The sequence below is a fragment of the Acinetobacter towneri DSM 14962 = CIP 107472 genome, assembly GCF_000368785.1.
GTDB lineage: Bacteria > Pseudomonadota > Gammaproteobacteria > Pseudomonadales > Moraxellaceae > Acinetobacter > Acinetobacter towneri.
Genome location: NZ_KB849690.1, coordinates 369674 through 383910 on the forward strand (window position 1 = coordinate 369674; position 14237 = coordinate 383910).

Sequence of the window (14237 nt, forward strand, 5' to 3'; positions counted from 1 at the left end):
TTGTTCGTGCTGTGGCTCACGCTCCAGTAGTCCGGAAGGTAGAGCAGGACTTGGAATAAGAGAGTGGCAGTGTGTGGAGTGCGGTACGCTCCATGATCGGGATGTAAATTCCGCACTGAATATTCTTGCGCTCGGGCATGAGCGTCTAGCAGTAGGAATCTCCGTCCTTTAGGTCGGGGAGGATGTCAAGAGGCTGATGTGTAGGGAATACAAAAACAGCATTATGAATGCGGGGAGTGATGATTCAGGTGTTTTTGTAACAGTGGACTGCACAAAATAATGGCAAGCAAAATTAGGGCAAAGCCAATTAAACTAAATAAGTCTGGCGTTTCATGCCAAAAGCTAAAGCCCCAAATCCCTGCAAAAATAATCGCAATGTAATTGACAGGGCCAATTTGCCCAGCAGGGGCAAGACGGTAGGCATTGGACATAAAGATCTGACTGATATTGGCCAGCAATCCTGCACCAATTAAAAAACTCAATTCTTTTAAGTTGTAAGGACGCCATGACCAGAACATCGGTACAACAGAAATGAGTGTCCCAATCATGCAAAAATAAAACACAATGCGTTCAGGCGGTTCGGTTTGAGTCAGGGCGCGTACCGTGACAAAAGCCATCGCTGCTAAAAAACTGGCACTGAGTCCAATTGCGGACATGCTATTAAACATACCTGCATCGGGTTTGGCGACAAATAACACGCCAAATAAACCAATGAACGCAGCCCATAGCATTGGTTTGGTGATTTTTTCTTTAAGGAATAGCCATGCAATTAAGGGAATAAAAATAGGCGATGAATAGGTGAAGACCATCGCATTGGACAGTTTTAGATTGGCAATCGCGTAGAAAAAACCATACATGGCGGTTAATCCAACTACCGAACGCCAAGTGTGCATCCATAACTTTTCAGTTTTAAAAAAGCCCAAGCCTTTATTGAAAATGAGCGGGATAAAAATAAACAAACCAATGAAATTACGGAAAAATACCACTGTGGCATTATCTACCGTTTCTGATGCGTAACGAACGCACACTCCCATGAGTGAAAACAGAAAGGCAGAGCAGGTCAACAGCATAATTGCTTTGAGCAAATTTTGTTGGGCAGAACCAGAAGATGTCATACAAATAAAGCCAGAATAACCTCTGGCTATTCTAGCTTAAATTGGCTACAACACTGACCCTTTATCGTATTTTAAAATGACTGATGTGAAGCAGAGGAGGCTTACTGTGCCAGTTGGGCTTCCAGTATTTTGATTTGTTCTTCTTTCAGTTTAATCAATTCATCAGCATCGTTATGTTGCTGTTTTAATAAGGCACGTTGATCATTCAGCTGATTTTGAATGTCATCTAATTTAGCCACTTCTTCTTTGGCAAGCGCTGCATTCTCAGATATAGGTGCTTTGAGTAAATCTTCTGTGACCAACTGTTTTGGTGCTGCTTCATCTTCTTGCAATGGCGTTGCTTCAGCAGGTACAGCTTTCGCTACAGACGCCGTAGTTGGGGCAGTTTCTATAGGCGCAGTATTGTCGCTATCGCCCATCCATTGAAAGATAAATACGGCAATAATGACAATAATTAACCCACCCGTAATCGCCCATAAAAGCTTAGGGTTATGTCGTTGATCTTCAGTCATGCGTTGTTGAACCTTATTGTTTTACTTTGACTGACGCGGCTTAAACTGGATCACCCCAATTTCATCTGAAACCTCTGGGATTTCAGGTTCATCAATATGTGTTGGACGGTTTTCCGTATAATCACACTCGATACATTCGATCCATTCAGCTTCGCCAGCGGTGAGCATGACAACCCGATCCATCGCCTGACATTTCGGACATTTTGCGCCTGCAATGAAACGACGTTTAATGGTCATCACGACTCCCCTAACTTCATCTAAAGTTCTTAGTTTAAGCGTTTTTGACTATGTTCGTCCAACCTTGATGACGTAATAGTGTGTCTATTTTTGGCTCGCGTCCGCGGAAATTGATAAATGCGTCAAGCGCTGAATCTTTTCCGCCAACTGCTAGAATAAACTGTCTAAACTGCTTGCCAGTTTCGGTGTTAAATAGCCCTTCATTTTCAAAGCGATCAAAGGCATCGCTGGCCAAAACCTCTGCCCATTTGTATGAATAATATCCTGCAGCATAGCCGCCTGCGAAAATATGGCTGAAGCTGTGCTGGAAGCGGTTGTAAGCTGTAGTTGGCGCAACGGCATAGTTTTGACGAATATCATCTAGCATGGCTTGAATCTGTTCCGCATTTAAAGCAGGGTTGTTGCGATGAATACTTAAATCGAACAGGGCAAATTCAATTTGGCGCAGGCTCTGCATTCCCGACTGGAAGAAACGTGCATCTAACAGTGCTTTAAGCAGGTGTTCTGGCAGGGTGTCTTGGGTTTCAATATGCGCACTCAGCATATCTAAACTATCTTGATCCCAAGTCCAAAATTCCATGAATTGGCTTGGTAATTCCACCGCATCCCAAGCGACACCATGTGTACCTGCCACAGCAATATTATCTACTTCAGTTAGCATGTGATGTAAGCCATGTCCAAATTCATGGAATAGGGTGATGACTTCATCATGCGTTAAAAGCGCGGGTTGGTCTGCAACAGGTGGGGTAAAGTTACACACCATATAGCAAATTGGTTTTTGTAAACCTTGTGCCAATTGCATGCGTGAACGGAAACCACTCATCCATGCGCCGCCGCGTTTGCCTGTACGGGCATATAGATCAAAGTAAAAACCACCAATCACTTGACCTTGATCTTCAAGTTCAAAATAACGTGCATCAGGATGCCAAACAGGGGCAGCGCGCTCAATAATATCGACATCGTATAAACGCTTGACGATGCTAAATAGACCTTCAACCACTTTCGGTGCAGGGAAATATGGTTTTAACATTTCTTGTGAAAGGTTAAATTGCTGTAATTTTAATTTTTCAGAATAGTAGCCTGTATCCCACGGTTGTAAGGTATCAATCCCATCTTGGGCGGCAATGGCTTTGAGTTCGGCAATTTCTTGTTCTGCAGGTGCACGAGCATGTTCTGCCAGTTCACGCAGGAATTGATCGACTGCTTCGACACTTGGTGCCATTTTGCTGGCAAGGGATAATTCTGCATAGTTGTTAAAACCGAGCAATTGCGCCATTTCTTGACGTAAACGCAAGATTTCTTCCATGATCGGGGTGTTGTCAAATTCAGACTGGGCTGATTGATCGGACGCGCGAGTAGTGTATGCCTGATACAAGGTTTCGCGCAAAGCACGATCATCGGCATAGGTCATAATGGCTAAATAGGCAGGAATATCCAGTGTTGCCACAGCTTGTTCCAATTCGCGTTGCTGACCATATTGTTTCAGCAATTCAACGCTGCTTGGCGGTAAACCTTTGAGCTGATCTTCGGACAATACTTTGTAATAGGCTTGGGTGGCATCCAATACATGATTGGAAAAGTCTGATGACAGTTGCGATAAACGCGCTGAAATTTCAGCATAGCGTTTTTTAGCTTCACCTTCTAAGGCCACACCTGACAGTTTAAAGTCGCGCAATGCCAGTTGAATTGCGCTTTGTTGTGCAGCAGGCAAATCTTTAAAGGTGTTGGCGTCGTGAATATGTTGATAGCTTTGATACAACACCGTGTGCTGACCCAATTGAGTGTAGTAGTCGCTTAAACTTGGTAACAGCGCTTGATACACTTCGCGGGTTTCAGGATTATTCATGACCGCATTTAAATGTGACAGCACGCCCCATGCTTCGCTCATGTTATTTTCGAGCTGATCAATCTGTTCTAAAATATTTAATTGCGCCGTCGTATTTTCAGGTACTGCAGTCAGATTATTTAAAAAGTTTTGTCCCTGCTGAATGGCATGCTCAATTTTTTGTTTTAAATCTGCCAGTGTAATTTGATCAAATTGGGGAACAGGTAAAGTTGCTTGCTGTAATTTCATTTTTTGAGTGCCATCTAAATTTCTTTCATGATTTATAGATGTAGGGCTTTTGAGGGCTGAAATCAAGGCATAAGCGCAGATTTAGCTAATCAAGGTGATAAATTTGGCAGAATAGGGCTGTTTGATACGATCCCCAAAAAACAAAAAGAGCCGTAGCTCTTTTTGAAATGGTTAGAAAGAAGTTATTAGAAAAGAGTCAATGCTAGTCTAATTTAGACTTGGCATTGGCTTTTTTCTTTTTCACCTTGGTCTTTTTTTTGGCTTTGTCTTTCGGTTTGATTTCCGACTTCGCTGAGGTTTTTTTACCGTAAGAACTCGGTTTGCTTTTTGGTTTTTTCTTCGGCACAGGTTGCTCACCGTTTTCACTTAAAGTCGCCTTGCTTGGACGCTCAGAAAAAACTTCTTCGGTGGCTTCACGGCTGAACGGTTTTGCCACGCGCGGTGCGCGCATACGAATAGCGCGACCTGCATGGGTGAGTTGTTGCATGAGTTCAAAATCAATTTTGCGGTCTTCTAAATTGACAGCCGCGACTTTAATTTTGACTTCATCACCCAAGCTAAAGCTTTGACCACGTGCTTGTCCAATTAGGCTTTGGCTGGCTTGGTCAAATACAAAGAAGTCATCGCCCAACTGGCTGACATGAATCATGCCATCGACATAAAGGTCTTTGAGAGTGACAAACAGACCGAATTCGGCTACTGCAGAAATTACGCCTACAAATTCTTCGCCCAAATGCTGCTGCATATAGTGGCATTTTAGCCATGTGGTGACAGAGCGCGAGGCTTCATCGGCACGACGTTCAGTTGCAGAATAATGTTCGCCTGCATCATCTAAAGCTGCGCCTGAAAGTGGAGATGGCTTTTGTTTTAAATGCGCTTTAATGGCACGGTGTAACAATAGGTCAGGGTAGCGACGGATTGGCGAAGTGAAATGCGTGTAGGCATCGTAAGCTAAACCAAAGTGTCCTGCATTGTTGGCACCATAATAGGCCTGCATCATGGAACGTAATAACACCGCGTGAATACTTGGCGCATCAATACGATCTTTAGTGGCTTCAATCACCGATTGATAGTCGGTCTGAGTTGGTTGTTCTGGGAAATGTAGCCCAAGTAATTTGACAAAATCACGGACTTTTTGAATACGTGAAAACTCTGGCGGTTCATGCACACGGTACAGCATCGGCACATCATGTTTGAGTGCATATTCTGCTGCTGCGACGTTGGCGAGTAACATACATTCTTCAATCAGTTTATGCGCATCGTTACGGCTGCGCGGCAAAATTTCTTTAATTCCACCTAACTCATCAAAGGTCATGTAGGTTTCAACGGTTTCAAACTCCATGGCATGACGTTCAGCACGTAAACCTTTCAGCACTTGATACAGTTGGAACAGAGTATTTAATGATTTGCGCACCTCCCGATCTTCTGGAATTGCCGCACTATCACCCTCAAAATATTGTGCCACTTGAGTATAGGTTAAACGTGCTTTGGAATGCATGACCGATGGATAAAATTCAAAACCTGTGACACGACCTGCGCGTGACAGTTTTAAATCGCAGACCATACACAAACGGTCAACCTGCGGATTCAGCGAACATAAGCCATTCGATAAAGCTTCAGGCAACATCGGCAATACAAAATGCGGGAAATAGACTGAAGTCCCACGTTCCTGAGCTTCATCATCCAACGGTTTGCCTGTACGGACATAATGGCTGACATCGGCAATTGCGACTACGACACGGTAACCACCGCCTGGACGTTTTTCGGCGTATACCGCATCGTCAAAGTCGCGGGCATCTTCACCATCAATAGTCACTAAGGCTAAATCGCGTAAATCAACACGTCCTTCACGGTCTTGGGCTGTCGGTTCTTGAAAGCTTTCGGCTTCTTGAATGACATCTTCAGGAAATTCATACGGCAGACCAAATTCTAAAATGGTTTGCGGAATAATAATTTCAGTTTCGGCTTTGTCTGCCATCGACTGAATAATATGTCCTGTGGCAAATTCTTCGCGGGTTGGATAGTCGTCAATGGCAATGCGCACGGAATCGCCCAATTTAACTTGGGCATGTTCAATTAATTCTTTTTCAAGGGTAATGGGTTGATGGCTATTTGGCTGGGCAGGCTGAATAAAATATTCACCATCGTATTCTGACAATTTACCAATGATTTGTTTGACACGACGCTGGGTGACTTCGGTAATAAAGCCCCATGCCTTGCCTTTACGATCTACCGAAGTCTGGCGGACTTTGACTTGATCGCCATTAAACACCAAACGTAGTTCGCGTTCAGGCAATAAAATATCTTCATGACCTGCAATATTGGCTGTGCCTAAACCTTTACTGTTGATGTAAACCGTGGCGTCATGAGTCGGTTGTTCTGCAGCAAGCTGGAACTTGAATCCATCTTTCATGAGCTGACCATCACGTACCATGGCAATTAAACGATGGCTCAGGGCATCAATACTTTTTTGATCGGCAATCGCAAAATGCTCTACCAAGTCTGCATGTGACTGTGCCGCTTGCAAGGTTTCAATGGTTTCTAAGATTAAGGTACGGCTTGGAATAGGATTTTCGTAGCGTTCGGCTTCAGCTTTCGCTTCAGGATCGACCCAATTTTTCATCATGGAATAAACTTCATGTCAGAAGATAGGTTTAGCATAAGTCATGTACGGAAAGACTGCACGTAAATGATTGCAATAATGTGTTTTCTGTCGTTATTTTACGATGTTTCTAGTTTTTGTGCAGCGATTGCCAAAAGTTCAGGCGTAATTCTGGTGATGAATCCTGAAAATTGTTTAAAAAATATTTAATTGAGCAAAAATATGCAAAAATTGTGGTATCGAAGCTTGCAGTGCTAGCACTTAATTTGTATTATGGCGGCACGTTACGGTGAGATGGGTGAGTGGCTGAAACCACGTCCCTGCTAAGGACGCATACGGGTAACTGTATCGAGGGTTCGAATCCCTCTCTCACCGCCACGCTTTACTTATGTCGCGCTCATAGCTCAGCTGGATAGAGCACTTGGCTACGAACTAAGGGGTCGGGAGTTCGAATCTCTCTGAGCGCACCAACTTGAACAATCAACCGCTTAAATGCGGTTTTTTTGTGCTTGAAATTTAGTAAACTCAAACAATAATCAGTTTATTAAAAAGAATAGCGTACTCATGGTTTTACGTTAAAATTCTTTTGAATCGTCCAATATCTGTGCATTTGATTGCAAAATGATGAATTAATACTTAACAGCCAGAAAAAAACACGTATAATGCACCCCATCAAGTCGTCGCGCTCATAGCTCAGCTGGATAGAGCACTTGGCTACGAACTAAGGGGTCGGGAGTTCGAATCTCTCTGAGCGCACCAACTTGAAATAAAAAACCGCACTTTTGATGCGGTTTTTTTGCATCTACACTATCTAAAAATGATGAAATTTCTGTGTCAAAAGCATGACCATTGTTTTACGTCTGGCTTTGAGCGAATAAACACGAAAAAAATAAGGAAAGTGCTCAATCTAGTGTAAGATTTAGCTCAATTTGAATGACTTGATGATGAGCTTATGTCTGACACGCAGCCAGCATTGTCTTTGCGCTATTTTTTAAATTTAGAAGAATCTCAAGACGGCTTTGCCCTTGTGACTTTTGGTAAAAAACAATTTACCCGTTTTATTACACCGTTGATTAGTGTGGCGATTATTGCTTGGGGCTTTTATTTGGGCTTCGATGGGGTAGGTCGCTATTATGTTGCACTCGGTGCTTTCTTTTTAATCTTGCAAACTTTAATGCGTTATTGGTTTTTGCCAATGATGTTTAAACGCCAGTTTGTAAAATACCAATTTGGAAAAAGCGAGCAAGGCATTGATTTATTTCAGGACTATGCCGAGCTGTATGCCAATGGTCGTAAACAGGTATTTCATTATAACGAGGTGCAAAATTTCGCTGTGGGTAAACTCACCTATATGCTGGAATTAAAAAATCGTACAGTGGTGATTGTACCGAAACGTGCATTTAATCTGCCTGCAGAACAAACGGTTTTTGAAAATACTTTTAAAAAGTAAGTTCTAATTTTCCCAATTTACGAGTTATTTGAGGATGATCATGAGTACACGTCCATCTAAAATTGTCTGTGTCGGTCGCAGTTATGCAGACCATGCCAAAGAATTAGGTAATGCTGTACCTGATCATCCTGTGTTATTTATTAAACCGCCAAGCAGTTTACGCAGTTTAAGTGATGGGATTACGTGGAATAAGGTCTGGGGCAATTGTCACTATGAATGTGAATTGAGTTTACGCATTGACCAGCCTTTAAATGCAAACACAGATCCTGCCAAAGTATTGGATGCTGTAAGTGCAGTGACTTTGGGCTTGGATTTAACTTTGCGTGAATTGCAGGATGAACTTAAGAAAAAAGGACAGCCGTGGGAACGAGCCAAAGCGTTTGACGGTTCTTGTGTGTTGGCAGATTGGGTGGATGTATCGGAAATTCAGGACTGGAAAAACGTGCAATATCGTTTGGACATTAATGATGAATTACGTCAGCAAGGCGATACCAGTTTATTGATTTTTGATATTGCGGCATTGTTGGCAGATATTAGCCAAGTATTTAGTTTAGAACCTGGTGATGTGGTAATGACTGGTACACCTGCAGGGGTGGCAGCATTACAGTCGGGCGATCAGTTGAAGATGACCTTACAAGGACGTACTCAGGCATTTGTCTGGACGACTTTTGTAAAATAAATAGTGGTGTAAACGGTGATGTCATCAAAAGATGAGTATCACCGTTTTGTACTTGCTTTTAAATCCAATGGTTATACTTTCAGTAAATGCTGAAATTTACTGCGTAATTTATTCAGTTTCGGTGGAATGGAAAAATTGCAGTAGCCCTGATTTGGATTTTTGGCAAAGAAATTCTGATGATAGTCTTCTGCAGGGTAAAATTCAGGTGCTGCACTGAGTTCAGTCACAACATTCACACCTTCAGCTTGTAAGGCTGCAATCATCTCGGCGGCAGCTTGTTGCTGTGTAGCATCTAAATAATAAATCACAGAGCGGTATTGTGTGCCGACATCATTGCCCTGACGGTTTAATGTGGTTGGGTCGTGTGTGGCAAAAAACACCTCAAGTAATTGTGAATAGCTGATCTGCTGCTCATCAAAATCAATCAAAATGACTTCTGCATGTCCGCTGTCGCCACGGCAAATATCTTCATAGCTTGGGTTTAAGGTATGTCCACCTGCATAACCGCTGGTGACTTTTTCTACGCCTTGCAGTTGTAAAAATACGGCTTCGACACACCAGAAACATCCGCCACCAAACAATGCTTGTTGCATGATTTTGTCCTTATATTTTATGAATAAACCATTTTAAGCCTGTCTATTATTAGGCTTAGCCGTTAACGTGCAGCCGTTGGTGTTTCAAATTGAATCAGTAAATTTCCATGGCGATCTAGCAATTTCAGGGTTTTACCATAGACCTGATAATGCGTCACTTTATTTAGGGCTTCATGAAATTTCTGATCTAAGTTGTTGTTATTTAAGCAAGCCATTCGCGTGGTTGCCAATTGCCCCAATTGTAGGGTGTCACGTCCTGCGACATAACTACCGCTGAGTCGGTTACAACTATCTGAACCTGTGACTGTTTGTGTGGCGGCATCAAAGTTTAAATATGGCAAGTTTTGGCGGTTTGCTTCTGTTTTTAACATGCTGTTGCCCAATTGCGTAGCAGTCCATGTACGTTGTACTAAGTTGGCTTGATTGATTGCGCTAATTTGGCTTGCACTCGTTTGAGTTGGCATAGTTTCACATCCTGATAAAGCAATCATTGCACCCAATAAGGTGATCCCGAAGTATTTTTTTAGCATGGAATGATCTCTAATTTTTTGAAATTGTTGCTATCTAAACAAATTATGCGCCGTGGCTCTAGTTAAATTTGTATGTTTGCTGCAACTTTTTCCAAGATATGGTGTGGTTTTTTCTCTGAATTGATTGTATCTGTGCAAAATGACCAAAATAGGTCAGGGCAGCACTTTGTTCTGATAAGTCGGATGCGAATAAGGCGTGCTGATGTTTGCTGAAGAATCGAGCTGCACGCCTTGTCGAATGAGCGCGGAAAAGTCTTGGCTGTGGATATCTTTTAAGTTTTCCACACGTGGGTTAATGTGGGCACGTTGATACCAAGTTTGCATATCCCAACGATGATCCAGCGCATGCAAATCATATAAATAATTGGGTAAATAACCCGAAGCAAACAGACGATAGTCGGCAGGGAAACGTTTTTGAGATACTGCCTGAATCATGTCAAACAGCAGCGTGGTGCAATTACTGGTCAACGTATTATACCAACGCGCTTTGGCGGCTAAAGCATCGGCTTTATGCAGATATTCCTGAAACAGTGCTTGTGCTTCTTGTGGATTGAGCTGGATCGGGAAAAAATAAACTTGCTCACCCCGAATATTGCTGCGGGTGTAGATGATATCTTTTTCATCGGCAGCGACAAGGCTGAGTTCATATTGCCGAAAGAAGCCACCAATCGCAGAAAACTCTTCGTGTTTTTCTTTGCGAATTTCAATGGAAAAGGTGAGTGGCGCTTGATCGGCAAAGTCAAAACTGACTAAGGTATGCGCAATTTTTGGCCCCATCCAGTAAGAGGTGATGATATTCACCCCCGTAATCTGTTTCAGGTTAAATTGGCGGGTTTCCCAACGTTCGGTATAGCGACCATCGGCATGCCAGTCAAAATTGCGGACATTGTGCAGCGTGACCTGATCTTGTACTTGTTCATAATGCAGCATACGGGCTACTTCAGGGTTCCAGTCACGGTCTTGCTTGGCATCCATCCCAAAATACCAAAACAGCCCCAAGGTAAAACCCAAAAGATAAACCAAAATATCCTGATTGCGACTGAGCAAATGCTGAGTGATATAAATGCCCAAAATGCTGAGGGTGAAGGCTAGCCAAGTCCCAATCAGCACACGGCTCATTAACCAACCCAAAGGCTGATGAATCCACAAGGCCATACTGAGCCAAATAGAAGAAAGAACGACACCTAAACTGAAGATGAAATGCAGCATCCGCCATTCCTGAGGCAAAGTTAAATTCCGTTTAAGTCATCATAATCAAATATTGCCAAGGCTGTCAGCATTATTTTTGATAGCGGGCAAACTCAAAGGCAATCCCTGATTTTTCATCGACATGCTGTTCTGAGGCCACTTTTTTAAACTCGGCAGGAATGGCAGGATAATGCGCATCTCCCTGAACATCTAGTTCAATATGCGTCAGTTCCAAACGGTCAGCAATCGGCATAGTTTGGCTAAAAATTTCACCACCACCAATAATAAATAAAGTGTTTGGTTTTTCTGAGGCTTGAACATCGGCAACGGCTTGTTGCAAGGCATCTTCAATGCTATGCGCCACTTTTGTGCCTTCAAATGCCCAGTTTGGGTCGCGGGTAATCACCCAATTGACACGTTTAGGCAGGGTGCGTCCCATCGACTCCAAGGTTTTGCGTCCCATAATCACCACGCCACCTTGGGTGATTTCTTTGAAGTGTTTTAAGTCTGCCGAAATATGCCACGGCAATTGGTTACCCTGACCAATGCAGCGTTGTTGATCCATAGCGACTACGTGTACAACTTCTAAATTTTGAAATGACATAATTAGGCTCGTATTTTCTTAGTCTGCCAAGCATCTTTTGGGGACGTTGGGGCAATTTAAATGTTGAGATGATAAATCTAGCAACAGGCAATTAAACAGCGACAGGTGCTTTAATTGCAGGATGTGACTCATAGCCTACAATTTCAATATCTTCAAATTTAAAATCGAAAATATCTTTGATTTCAGGATTGAGTTTTAACTGACATAACGCCAGTGGTTCACGGCTTAGCTGTAACTGTGCCTGTTCAAAGTGGTTGGCATATAAATGCGTATCGCCACCTGTCCAGACAAAATCTCCGACTTCTAAATCACAGACTTGCGCGATCATGTGGGTTAGTAAAGCATAGCTGGCAATATTAAAAGGCACGCCTAAAAACACATCGGCACTGCGTTGATATAGCTGGCATGAGAGTTTGCCGTTGTGCACAAAAAACTGGAATAAAGTATGGCAAGGCGGTAAAGCAACTTGACCTGCTTCTTTCGGGTTCCAGCCTGACACGATTAAACGACGTGAATTTGGATTGGTTTTAATTTCATTGATTAACCATGCAATTTGGTCAAAACCATCTTGCTCATACAGACCATCGGCTTTTTGTGTTGCACCAAAATTACGCCATTGATGTCCGTACACTGGGCCAAGTTCACCTTCAGGACGACCAAAGCGCGCGGTTTGTTCTGCGGTAGACCATTCATCCCAAATACTGACTTTATGTTCTTGTAGATATTTGACGTTGGTATCGCCTTTTAAAAACCATAACAGCTCAATTACGATAGAACGGAAATGTACTTTTTTGGTAGTCAGCAGTGGAAAACCTTGTGCAAGGTTAAAACGCATTTGGTGCCCAAACACTGAACGTGTGCCTGTTCCGGTACGGTCACCTTTGTCGCCACCATGGTCAAGAATATGTTGGAGTAGGTCTAAATACTGGCGCATAGCGTTCTCTGGTCAAGCAAAAGAAATATTTTTTGTTTGGGCAATTCGATGCCCAGTAAATCAGAAAGAATAATAGCAGAGTTTTTAAAGTTGTGACTTTATTGTGTGTCGGAAGCGTGATGTTGATGCAGTAAAGCCAACGGCGAAAACAGGCAAATAGCCAAAGCGGTAAAGCCAATGCCTTGAGCGCCCGACAGTAAAATTTCACCGTGTTGAATCTGCATGAAAATTATTGCGAGTAACAACGCCAGTGGAATCCAAGTCAATAGTCGTGCCAACCAACCTGTGGGATGTTGTGCAGTAAAATGAATTTTGCAGTAACGACAAATTAAAAAAACAATACCTGTGGCCAGAAACATTAAAATCGCATCGAGCTTTAAGGGTTCTAAGAAGTATACCGCTGCAGTGACCAGCGCGATCACCATCAGCAGGGCAATTTTCTTTGTGACCGCAACCTGTGGGTTAAACCAAAATTCAAGCATTTGCAGTCTTCAATTGTTTAAACGAACATTTAGAATTTTTACTTTAGCACAAAAAAGGCGAAGATTGACTTCGCCTGAGTGACTCATTTTTGAGTTTTAAATAGAGTAGATTTGATTTTATGGGGTAGGTAGTTTTTCTATAGCTGTTCTTAATGTATTGGCTGCAGACTTGTTATAAAGATTACAGATACCATTAGAGAATTGGTTGGAAGAGTCATAATTTTCTATAGCTTCCTGGAGTTTTCCTGCGTCATATAGTCCTGTATATAACTGACCATCCATTGTAATAGCGGCATCTGTACGATAACCTAAGTCGCGGTGATGATTTAAATGGGAATCATTTGTGACATATGCAACTTTAAAATTTGCCCATGTGTCTTGCTTAACTGTATTACCTTTAGCTGTTTCATCAGTTACCCACTGTTCAATCGTTTGAGTGCTGCTGAAATTTCCAAAAATAATATTAGGTTGATTGAATTGTTGAGTCAAATATTGATGGCAAATAGCTCCAGGTTCAAAGGTGGTTGGTAATTCAGAGATAGCATTCTTAATTGTATTTAAATTAGTATCTGAATTATCTATCATCCTATTGAATAAGTCTGTGGTCACTCTTGCAGAGCTTAGTTTCTCATTTGAGAGATCAATATTTTTAAAGGTAATGGTATTAGTTAAACTTGGAGTGCTATTGTCATAGGCGAGTATGATTTTTGAATCAGTATTTTGAAGAATATATTGTGTAAAAACCCCATCTTTAGAAGTATATAATTTATCTTTTGTTAGTATATTTTCTTTTTGAAAATTCCATGAGAAATTGTACTGATTGTTTTGGGTGTAACGAGATTGAATACTTTCTGATAAAACATCGTTTATTTGAGTCTTAGTATTTTCTGCTACAGAGTGAATTATAGCAGTAGGACCAAGACTAATACTTATAATTTCAAACTGGCTAACAGGAAAAGTTAAAATGTTTTTTTGTGCAGTATGTGGTGGTTGAGTAGGGTTTGAAGGGACTGTTGGTGTATTTGTATCGGGTAAAGCACTTGTCTGAGAGCCGTTTGAGTCACTTCCACCACCGCAGGCTGTTAGTGTAATACTTGCAACTGAAATTAAGCTTAAATGTTTAAAAGATTTTTTGTTCATGGATTCCATACCGTTTAGTAAAAAATAAAATATTTTATAAGACTGTGATCTTAGCAGTTTGTTTTATTGACTGGTATTTTTTTAGCCAATAGTACCC

Annotated in this window: 15 protein-coding genes and 3 tRNA genes; 6 read left to right on the forward strand and 12 right to left on the reverse strand. The window is 42.0% G+C overall.

Going from position 1 to position 14237, the window contains the following annotated elements; translation table 11 throughout:
• A partial coding sequence (locus F947_RS14355) for a zinc ribbon domain-containing protein (protein WP_154648286.1) occupies positions 1-172 on the forward strand: 172 nt, incomplete at its 5' end.
• Between the two features lie 49 nt (positions 173-221).
• Here the strand turns inward: F947_RS14355 and F947_RS09080 are convergent.
• The 5 genes from F947_RS09080 to rnr form a co-directional block, all read right to left on the reverse strand.
• Positions 222-1115, reverse strand: coding sequence for a DMT family transporter (locus F947_RS09080; protein ID WP_004974770.1), 894 nt, complete (start codon positions 1113-1115; stop codon positions 222-224).
• A gap of 101 nt (positions 1116-1216) precedes the next feature.
• Entirely contained in the window at positions 1217-1627 is a 411-nt protein-coding gene (locus tag F947_RS09085; RefSeq protein WP_004974772.1) for a hypothetical protein, read from the reverse strand.
• Positions 1628-1648: 21 nt separating this feature from the next.
• Complete coding sequence (locus tag F947_RS09090) at positions 1649-1858, reverse strand: YheV family putative zinc ribbon protein (RefSeq protein WP_171062592.1); 210 nt, start codon at positions 1856-1858, stop codon at positions 1649-1651.
• A 40-nt stretch (positions 1859-1898) separates the two neighbouring features.
• Positions 1899-3938: a M3 family metallopeptidase gene (locus F947_RS09095; RefSeq protein ID WP_004974777.1), complete on the reverse strand. Its 2040-nt coding sequence runs from the start codon at positions 3936-3938 to the stop codon at positions 1899-1901.
• Between the two features lie 202 nt (positions 3939-4140).
• Positions 4141-6564: a ribonuclease R gene (gene rnr / locus F947_RS09100; protein WP_004974779.1), complete on the reverse strand. Its 2424-nt coding sequence runs from the start codon at positions 6562-6564 to the stop codon at positions 4141-4143.
• A gap of 264 nt (positions 6565-6828) precedes the next feature.
• On the opposite strand from rnr, the gene F947_RS09105 reads away from it, so the two are divergent.
• The 5 genes from F947_RS09105 to F947_RS09125 all read left to right on the forward strand — a co-directional run bounded on the left by F947_RS09105 (position 6829) and on the right by F947_RS09125 (position 8669).
• A tRNA-Ser gene (locus tag F947_RS09105) sits at positions 6829-6918 on the forward strand.
• A 15-nt stretch (positions 6919-6933) separates the two neighbouring features.
• A tRNA-Arg gene (locus F947_RS09110) sits at positions 6934-7010 on the forward strand.
• 212 nt (positions 7011-7222) lie between these two features.
• Positions 7223-7299 (forward strand) — tRNA-Arg (locus F947_RS09115).
• A gap of 193 nt (positions 7300-7492) precedes the next feature.
• A complete protein-coding gene (locus tag F947_RS09120; RefSeq protein WP_004974781.1) occupies positions 7493-7990 on the forward strand; it encodes a YcxB family protein in 498 nt (165 codons plus the stop codon).
• 40 nt (positions 7991-8030) lie between these two features.
• A complete protein-coding gene (locus F947_RS09125) occupies positions 8031-8669 on the forward strand; it encodes a fumarylacetoacetate hydrolase family protein (protein WP_004974783.1) in 639 nt (212 codons plus the stop codon).
• Between the two features lie 71 nt (positions 8670-8740).
• On the opposite strand, the gene msrA is transcribed toward F947_RS09125, so the two are convergent.
• The 7 genes from msrA to F947_RS09160 all read right to left on the reverse strand — a co-directional run bounded on the left by msrA (position 8741) and on the right by F947_RS09160 (position 14140).
• Positions 8741-9262 (reverse strand): peptide-methionine (S)-S-oxide reductase MsrA, encoded by a 522-nt coding sequence (gene msrA / locus F947_RS09130; protein ID WP_004974785.1) that lies wholly within the window; start codon positions 9260-9262, stop codon positions 8741-8743.
• Positions 9263-9324: 62 nt separating this feature from the next.
• On the reverse strand, positions 9325-9792 hold the full coding sequence (locus F947_RS09135; protein ID WP_004974787.1) for an META domain-containing protein: 468 nt from the start codon (positions 9790-9792) through the stop codon (positions 9325-9327).
• A gap of 153 nt (positions 9793-9945) precedes the next feature.
• A complete protein-coding gene (locus F947_RS09140; protein ID WP_004974789.1) occupies positions 9946-11001 on the reverse strand; it encodes an Lnb N-terminal periplasmic domain-containing protein in 1056 nt (351 codons plus the stop codon).
• 70 nt (positions 11002-11071) lie between these two features.
• Positions 11072-11584, reverse strand: a complete 513-nt coding sequence (locus F947_RS09145) for a dihydrofolate reductase (protein WP_004974792.1) — start codon at positions 11582-11584, stop codon at positions 11072-11074.
• 91 nt (positions 11585-11675) lie between these two features.
• The gene (gene thyA / locus F947_RS09150; protein ID WP_004974795.1) at positions 11676-12518 is read right to left on the reverse strand and encodes a thymidylate synthase; all 843 of its coding nucleotides are present in this window, start codon (positions 12516-12518) and stop codon (positions 11676-11678) included.
• A 98-nt stretch (positions 12519-12616) separates the two neighbouring features.
• Positions 12617-13000: an AzlD domain-containing protein gene (locus F947_RS09155; RefSeq protein ID WP_004974797.1), complete on the reverse strand. Its 384-nt coding sequence runs from the start codon at positions 12998-13000 to the stop codon at positions 12617-12619.
• 117 nt (positions 13001-13117) lie between these two features.
• The gene (locus F947_RS09160) at positions 13118-14140 is read right to left on the reverse strand and encodes a hypothetical protein (RefSeq protein ID WP_004974801.1); all 1023 of its coding nucleotides are present in this window, start codon (positions 14138-14140) and stop codon (positions 13118-13120) included.
• Between the last annotated feature and the right edge of the window lie 97 nt (positions 14141-14237).